We start from the raw sequence: 4,901 nt of genomic DNA on the forward strand, positions 1-4,901 counted from the left end.
CCGCTATGGCCGCGCAGCTGGTGCGTGACCAGGTGCTTGCGCAATCCTTCGCCGACATGCCGGCGCCGACGGCGCGCCAGAAGCTTACGGCCAGCCACTACCAACTCTCGTCCAGCGCCTCGGCGATGGCGTTCGCCGCCGTTTGGCGCAAGCGCTGATGCGCGCCATGGCCGTGTTCGTCGACGTGCCGAACCGGGAGCTTCCGGTGGGGGCGCGGCGCGTGGTCGGCCTGATGGAAGACAATGCGACGGTCGGCGTATGCGCCATGCGCGACGGCGACCGCATCGTCAACACCGAGATCGAATTCAACCTGGCCGAGGCGGCGCGCCTGGCCGAGCTGATCCTGTCGGGCGACCAGCGGGCCAAGACCACGCCCGGCCTCGCCCGCATCCTTTCCGCCTCCGTCGCCATGTTGTTCCGCGTCTCGATCGCGGCGGGGGCTCTTCAACGCCAGCAAGAGGCATTCGATGGCGGAGACGCTGGACATCTGGACGATCAACAAGAGGCGGGCGGTGAAGAAGATCCCAATAGCTGATCTCTGCCAGCAGGCCGGCATCGGGGTGACCGCGTGGTTTCGCGCCATGAAGGGCACCACGGAAATGCGCCCCGAGACGCTGGCCAAGCTCAATGCGGCGCTCGGCCGGGGCAAGATGGCCTTTGCCGGCGAGCCCGGCCCGGCGACGACGCATGGCGCCTACAAAATGTGCCTGGCCTATGCCGCGCGCGAGCTGAACAGGAACCCGAAGGTGGTGCTGGCCAGCGACCCGGCGCGCAAGGCGACCAGCGACCCGCAATGGCTGGAAGCGGCCGAGGTGCGGCGGCTCGCCTTCTGGCTGGCCACGCGCCTGCTGGGCTTCGCGCAAGCCGATGTCGGTCGCGCCGCCGGCGTGACGCGCGCCGCCGTCTCGACCGCCGTGCAGGCGCTGGAAGACGAGCGCGACCACGACAAGCAGCTCGACAAGCTTTTGAACCACATCGAGGAGGTTTTCGCGTGAGCACTGGCGACATCACCGACACCACGCAGACCGTCGCCGCCGGCCAGCTGCGCGCCATCATCGAGCGGATCGAGCGGCTGAATGAGGAAGCCAAGGCGATCGGCGAGGACAAGAAAGAGATTTTCGCCGAGGCGCGCGGCAGCGGCTTCGACACCAAGGCCATCAAGACGATCATCCGCCTGCGCACCAAGGACCAGGCCGAGCGGCAGGAAGAGGAAGGCATTCTGCAGCTCTACATGGCCGCGCTGGGGATGCTGTGATGGCTCGGCATTTCCACTTCACTTGCGATAGCTGCGAAGACACCAGCGACAGCAACAAGCCGGACCTGCCGAAAGGCTGGGCTGATATTTCTATCCAGATTGACGGCTTCGCGGGCTGGACTCGTGTGCCCGAAAGGCGCGTCAACGGTGTGTGGCTGCTCTGCGAGGACTGCCAGCGCTGCATTTCGCAGCTGATGTACCGTTGCCGGATTTGGAGTTCGCCGGCCGTCATCGAGCAGCTGGGGCCTGGTGCCCCATGAACGCCCGCACCTCAAGCACAGCCGTCATGGCGCGGCGGGTCGAGCCGGCGGACAGCCTTGATTTCTTCCCGACGCCGCCTTGGTCGACGCGGGGGTTTTGCACGCATGTGCTACCGCGCTTCGAGCAGCTCGACGCCGCCACGGAAAAATTTCCGCTGACGGCGGCCGACCCATGCTGTGGCCAGGGGCATATGGCTGGGGTGTTGCGCGAGTATTTCCCGCTGGTGACGGCGACCGATATTTTTGACTACGGCTTCGGCGGGGTGACCGACTTCCTGCACCCCGACCATGCGCAGGCGCCGCGCGACTGGTTTTTCTTCAACCCGCCGTTCAATCTCGGCATCGAGTTCGTGCTGCACGGGCTGGAACTGGCAACGCGCGGCGTGGCCGCCCTGGTGCGCACGGCTTTCCTCGAAGGCGAGGGGCGGCATTCCAAACTGTTCAAGCGGCGGCCGCCGAACCTGATCGCGCAGTATAGCGAGCGCGTGCCGATGCATCGCGGCCGCTGGGTGGTGAACGGCAAGAGCGCAACCGCCTATGCCTGGCTGGTGTGGCACAAGCCCAGCCCACGGCCCGCCGACCCGGCGTTCATGTGGATCCCGAAAAGCCGGGTGGCACAGAGCCGGCCCGACGACTGGCTGAATTTCGGCGGCTGCTGGGACCTGCCGAAAAACCACGCCGTCATGCGCGCGATCGAGGCGCTGAAGAAGCCGAAGCCGTACCGCGAACCGGTGCTGACGCTGGCGCAGGTGCGCGCCGAAATGGAACGCGAGCGGCACCCGGCCAGCATCGGCGATATCGCGCGTGAGCTGGGGGCGATGTTGTGACGGTCGAACACGTCGTTTCGGTTTCCGGTGGCAAGGATAGCACTGCGACCTATTGCCTGGCGGTCGAGCGCAGCCGGCCCTTTCGAGCCGTGGCGGCCGACACGGGAAACGAGCATCCAGCCACCTATGAGGCGGTGAACCGGCTGCACGAGCGCACCGGCGGCCCAAAGGTCGAATGGGTCAAGGCCGATTTCTCGCGGCAGATCGGCGGGAAACGCGTTTTCATCGAAAAGAATTGGGAAGCGCACGGCGTGCCCGCTGACCTGGTGCGCCGGGCCCTTTCGGTGCTTCAACCCACGGGCAACCCGTTTCTTGACCTGTGCCTCTGGAAGGGCCGTTTTCCCAGCCGCAAAGCACAGTTCTGCACAGAAGAGCTGAAGATCAAACCAATTGATCAAGGCATTACCCGACCATTGCTCGCGGACGGCGCCACAGTCATTTCATGGCAGGGAGTGCGTGCCGCAGAAAGCGAGGCGCGCAAGTATCTGCCGAAATTTCAAAGGATTGGCGGCCAGCATAGCGATCTGCCCGGCCGGCTTTACGCCTATCGGCCGCTGCTTCGCATCGTGAGTGTCGACGAAGTTTTTGCCATCGCGCGACGGCATGGCGTGGACGCCAATCCGCTCTACGGATGGGGGTTAAAGCGCGTCGGCTGCTTTCCTTGCATCAACTGCTCGAAGGCCGAACTCGCCCTGGTTGATGGCCATTTCCCGGAACAGATTGAACGTCTCGAAGCGTGGGAAGCGATCATCAGCGAAGCCTGCAAGATGGGCCACGCGACATTCTTCAATCTCGTCAACGATCCTGTGATGCAGGCGGAATGGCTGCAACTCGACCGCGACGGTCGGGCGATCGAGCGCTTTTCCCTGGAGCAGTTTGGCATCCGCCGCATGGTCGAATGGGCCAAGACAGATCGCGGCGGACGGCAATACTCGCTGTTCTCCCGCGAGGCATCGACCGTTTGCAACCAGTGGGGTGCCTGCGAATGACTGGCGACCTCGACGTGATCAAGGCCGGGCTGATCGACCGCATGGAAGAGGTGTGCGCCAGGCTGTTGCCGCACGGCAAGGTCGAGGCCGGCCAGTGGGTGAGTTTCAATCCTGTCACCGGCGACCATCGCGCGGGCCGTGTGCCGGCGCTGAAAGTGCGGCTGCGCGGCGGCGTGGTGGGCGCCTGGAAGGATTGGCGCAGCGGCGATTCGGGCGATGCGTTGCGCCTGGTGGCCTACATCCTGGCGACCGACACGAGTGGCGCCATGGTGTGGGGCCGCGACTTCCTCGGGCTGCGCACGATGACCCGCGCCGACCGCGAGAACATGCGCAAGGTGGCGGCACAGAAGGCGCAGACGCGCGAGCGCGACGATGCGCGCCGGCGCGAGGAAAAGCTGCTCAACGCCGACCGGCTGTTCAACGCCCGGCAGAGCGAGAAGGATATCGGCCCATGCCAGATCCCGTTCGGCGTCCACAAGATCGGTGAGAACACCACGGCCGAGACGCATGCGCTGGCCTATTTCGCCGCCCGCAACTGCGCGCTGGAAGACATCGAGACGTTCACGGCCTATTCGACGCGCGTGGCGCCGGCGGTGGAATGGTGGAAGGGCGCCAACTGGAAGCGCGACAGTTCCGGCCGGCAGTTCAAGGACCAGCGCGGGCCGCTCTATCCGGCCATCCTGTCGGCGATGCGCAACCGCATGGGCATCGTGACGTGCTGCCATTTCACCTTCCTCGACCCGAACCGGCCGGCCAAGGCACCGGTGGAACCGGCCAAGCTGATGTATGGCGAAGCGCTGGGCTCGGTGATCGAGATCGCCACCGGGCCGAGCGGCAAGCCGTTCTGGATGACGGATGAACCGGCGCCGCTGATCATCGCCGAGGGTCGCGAGACGGCGCAGAGCTTTGCCGCCGCCGGCGTGCCGGCGCGGATCTGGGCGGCCGGCTCGCTCGCCGGCGTCGGCAAGGCGCCGGTGGATCTCGCTTGCGTCTCCTGGGTGCTGTTCGCGCGCGACAACAACACCGGCAATCCCCAGGCGCAAAAGCAGTTCGAACAGGCACTGGCCGGGCTGGAAAGCCACGGCAAGCGCGTCGTCGTGGAAGCCAGCCACGTCGGCGACGATTTCAACGACCTGGCCAAAGGAGAAGAGTGACATGGGACCATCTGATTTCGGATCGGCCTTGGCGTATCTCGCCCAGGGCGATCGTGTGGCCCGCGCCGGCTGGAACGGCAAGGGCATGTGGCTGGTGCAGGCCAGCGGCGGCAACTTCAAGATCGGCGACCGCATCGAGGGCGACCTCCTGCCGTTCATCGTCATGAAGACGGCCGACGACAAGTTCGTGCCGTGGCTCGCCTCGCAGACCGACCTGCTGGCGACAGATTGGAGGCTTGTTTGACCATGGGACGCAACAAAGGAAACCGCAATGCAAAGCCAGTACCTGATATCGAAGCCGGAGGAACCACGGCGGGAGTTGGCGCCACGGGTGAAGGTGGAACTGGATTGGCTGGCGCAGCTGTTTCGGAAGCTGATGTCGGAGCCGATCTATCAAAGGCTGATCCCGCCGCCCC

The 4,901-nt window shown here is 65.4% G+C and carries 8 protein-coding genes; all 8 read left to right on the forward strand.

Annotated features, from left to right (window positions below):
• Window positions 1-157 precede the first annotated feature (157 nt).
• From EOA36_RS27670 to EOA36_RS27700, 8 genes are read left to right on the forward strand one after another with little or no spacing between them, the layout of a single operon-like run.
• The gene (locus EOA36_RS27670) at window positions 158-535 is read left to right on the forward strand and encodes a hypothetical protein (RefSeq protein ID WP_127280252.1); all 378 of its coding nucleotides are present in this window, start codon (window positions 158-160) and stop codon (window positions 533-535) included.
• On the forward strand, window positions 468-995 hold the full coding sequence (locus tag EOA36_RS38470) for a hypothetical protein (protein ID WP_245464491.1): 528 nt from the start codon (window positions 468-470) through the stop codon (window positions 993-995). Before EOA36_RS27670 ends, EOA36_RS38470 begins: the two co-directional genes overlap by 68 nt.
• Window positions 992-1,255 (forward strand): DUF2312 domain-containing protein, encoded by a 264-nt coding sequence (locus EOA36_RS38475; RefSeq protein ID WP_245464492.1) that lies wholly within the window; start codon window positions 992-994, stop codon window positions 1,253-1,255. Before EOA36_RS38470 ends, EOA36_RS38475 begins: the two co-directional genes overlap by 4 nt.
• Window positions 1,255-1,515 carry a hypothetical protein gene (locus EOA36_RS27680; protein WP_127280253.1) on the forward strand — a complete coding sequence of 87 codons (261 nt, stop codon included), beginning with the start codon at window positions 1,255-1,257 and terminating at the stop codon, window positions 1,513-1,515. The genes EOA36_RS38475 and EOA36_RS27680 overlap by 1 nt, the downstream gene beginning before the upstream one ends.
• 26 nt (window positions 1,516-1,541) lie before the next feature.
• Window positions 1,542-2,342 carry an SAM-dependent methyltransferase gene (locus tag EOA36_RS27685; protein ID WP_127280254.1) on the forward strand — a complete coding sequence of 267 codons (801 nt, stop codon included), beginning with the start codon at window positions 1,542-1,544 and terminating at the stop codon, window positions 2,340-2,342.
• The gene (locus EOA36_RS27690) at window positions 2,339-3,331 is read left to right on the forward strand and encodes a phosphoadenosine phosphosulfate reductase family protein (RefSeq protein ID WP_127280255.1); all 993 of its coding nucleotides are present in this window, start codon (window positions 2,339-2,341) and stop codon (window positions 3,329-3,331) included. Before EOA36_RS27685 ends, EOA36_RS27690 begins: the two co-directional genes overlap by 4 nt.
• Complete coding sequence (locus EOA36_RS27695; protein WP_127280256.1) at window positions 3,328-4,485, forward strand: hypothetical protein; 1,158 nt, start codon at window positions 3,328-3,330, stop codon at window positions 4,483-4,485. The genes EOA36_RS27690 and EOA36_RS27695 overlap by 4 nt, the downstream gene beginning before the upstream one ends.
• 1 nt (window position 4,486) lies before the next feature.
• Window positions 4,487-4,729, forward strand: coding sequence for a DUF2829 domain-containing protein (locus EOA36_RS27700; protein WP_127280257.1), 243 nt, complete (start codon window positions 4,487-4,489; stop codon window positions 4,727-4,729).
• Window positions 4,730-4,901 lie beyond the last annotated feature (172 nt).

Source organism: Mesorhizobium sp. M8A.F.Ca.ET.021.01.1.1 (assembly GCF_003998025.1).
Taxonomy (GTDB): Bacteria; Pseudomonadota; Alphaproteobacteria; order Rhizobiales; family Rhizobiaceae; genus Mesorhizobium.

Coding starts and splice junctions, on each gene's coding strand:
- EOA36_RS27695 (WP_127280256.1), top strand. CDS start 3,328: ATGACTGGCGACCTCGACGTGATCAAGGCCGGGCTGATCGACCGCATG.
- EOA36_RS27670 (WP_127280252.1), top strand. CDS start 158: ATGCGCGCCATGGCCGTGTTCGTCGACGTGCCGAACCGGGAGCTTCCG.
- EOA36_RS38470 (WP_245464491.1), top strand. CDS start 468: ATGGCGGAGACGCTGGACATCTGGACGATCAACAAGAGGCGGGCGGTG.
- EOA36_RS27680 (WP_127280253.1), top strand. CDS start 1,255: ATGGCTCGGCATTTCCACTTCACTTGCGATAGCTGCGAAGACACCAGC.
- EOA36_RS27700 (WP_127280257.1), top strand. CDS start 4,487: ATGGGACCATCTGATTTCGGATCGGCCTTGGCGTATCTCGCCCAGGGC.
- EOA36_RS27685 (WP_127280254.1), top strand. CDS start 1,542: ATGGCGCGGCGGGTCGAGCCGGCGGACAGCCTTGATTTCTTCCCGACG.